Annotated in this window: 1 protein-coding gene; it reads right to left on the reverse strand. The window is 67.8% G+C overall.

Going from position 1 to position 1,687, the window contains the following annotated elements; translation table 11 throughout:
* Nucleotides 1-684 precede the first annotated feature (684 nt).
* The gene (locus ACTOQ3_RS43460; protein ID WP_440089915.1) at nt 685-1,275 is read right to left on the reverse strand and encodes a flavodoxin family protein; all 591 of its coding nucleotides are present in this window, start codon (nt 1,273-1,275) and stop codon (nt 685-687) included.
* Between the last annotated feature and the right edge of the window lie 412 nt (nt 1,276-1,687).

Below are 1,687 nucleotides of genomic sequence, written 5' to 3' on the forward strand. Positions count from 1 at the left end.
TACCGTCACCAACAGGCCGCACTCACCGCAGCAGAAACCAAGTAGCCAAGTCTCCACGAAACTCGGCGCGGTTCACCCCGGCTGGCCAGTACGAGCGCGTCACCGGCCAGCTGGCTTCCTTGGTCGCCGAGCGCGACCACCGCCACGGGCTCGGCGAGGAGGTGCGGCGCGGCCAAGACCTCGCTCGCCGTGACCCGGTCGCAGTCAAGCGGGTCCGCACCCGAAACGAACAGGCCCGCGAACGCTTCGAAGCGCAACAGCGCCAGGCCGCCGCCCGGGCCGCCAGCCGGACACCTTCTCACCGGCCACCCACCCCCAAGGGCCCCAGCCAGGGGTTCGGCAGGTAAGTGCGGGCGGCGGAGGTGGCGGAGCGTTCGAAGCCCGCTTCGGGCGCGCCGGTCAGGGCATGGTCGCCGCGGCCCAAGGGGGCGCACAGGGGGTGCGCGGCGCGCCCCCCTTGATTTCGCGTCGTCCCAGGTCAACTAGTGCCGCATCAGGCAACATTTGCCGCGTCGGCCTGGGCAAGGACAAGCCTGCAGCCGGCACACCCGAGGGTGTGCCGGCTGCATGAATTCCTGACCGGGGCACCGTGCTGCCGACGGACACAGCGCCCTCGGTGACGCCACCGCTGACCAGTGGGGCTTCGGCTCCGCGGCAGCGGGGCAGGCGGGGGCCGCCGTTGGCTCACACGCCGACGGCTGCGCGTCCGGCGGCGTAGACGCGGGCCTGCTCGGCGATGCGGCGGCCGAGGTGCTCGGCGGTGGCTATGTCGGCCTTGTGGACTTCCTCGGGGCCGTGGTCGGTGTGGGTCTGGGCGCCCGCGCCCAGGTAGAAGCCGAGGCGGTTGAGATCATCCTCGGAGGCGGTGGTGCTGTTCCAGCCCGGGTGCAGGCCGAGGTTGACCCAGGTCATGCCGTGCTGGGCCGCCAGGACGGCGAAGTACTGGAGCGTGTGGAGCTTGTCGCCGCTCTTGGCGCCGGAGTTGCTGAATCCGGCGGCGAGCTTGTCCTTCCACGAGTGGACGAACCAGCGCTTGGAGGTGGTCTCGGCGAACTGGTGGAAGGCACCGGAAGCCGTGCCCATGTAGGTCGGCGAACCGAAGACGATCGCGTCGGAGGCGTCGAGCAGCTCCCACTGCTCGTCGGTGATCTCGTCGACCTTGATCAGGTGGACGACGGCTCCGGCCTGCACGGCGCCGTCACGCACGGCCTCAGCGAGGACGGTTGTGTGGCCGTAGCCGGAGTGGTAGGCGATCGCGACGACGGGGGTGCTCATGAAGATTTTCCTCCTGGCAGTGGGTTGGCTGACTCCCTCTGGGAGCCGGGAGGTCGACGATCATCCGGCGTGGCGGCTTGGAGTCGACCTGTACCCACTAGGACCGAACAGCCTCCGCCTCCGTGACACCGGAAGGGTGATTTGTGAGAATGGGCAGCTTTTTCGTTACCTGATGATGTGAGGTTGGGCTGACGGGCACCCGGTCACGTCATTCACTTCCGGACCAGAGGCGCGGACGACACCACCTGCTGAATCACAACAGGGCAAACGTTGCCTGATGCGGCACTAGTATGATGCGCCGCAAGTCCAGAGGGTAACTATTTCTTTGATGGCTCGCTGGGTGGGTTGATCTTGGCGAGGTAGTCGGCGAGGGACTTGAGGATCTCGTCGGCGGTCTTGGTCCAGGTGAACG

The organism is Streptosporangium sp. LJ11 (assembly GCF_051918945.1).
Lineage (GTDB): Bacteria > Actinomycetota > Actinomycetes > Streptosporangiales > Streptosporangiaceae > Streptosporangium.

What these genes read in the sequence shown, in the direction of transcription:
- ACTOQ3_RS43460 (WP_440089915.1), bottom strand. Translation starts at nt 1,275, where the DNA reads ATGAGCACCCCCGTCGTCGCGATCGCCTACCACTCCGGCTACGGCCAC.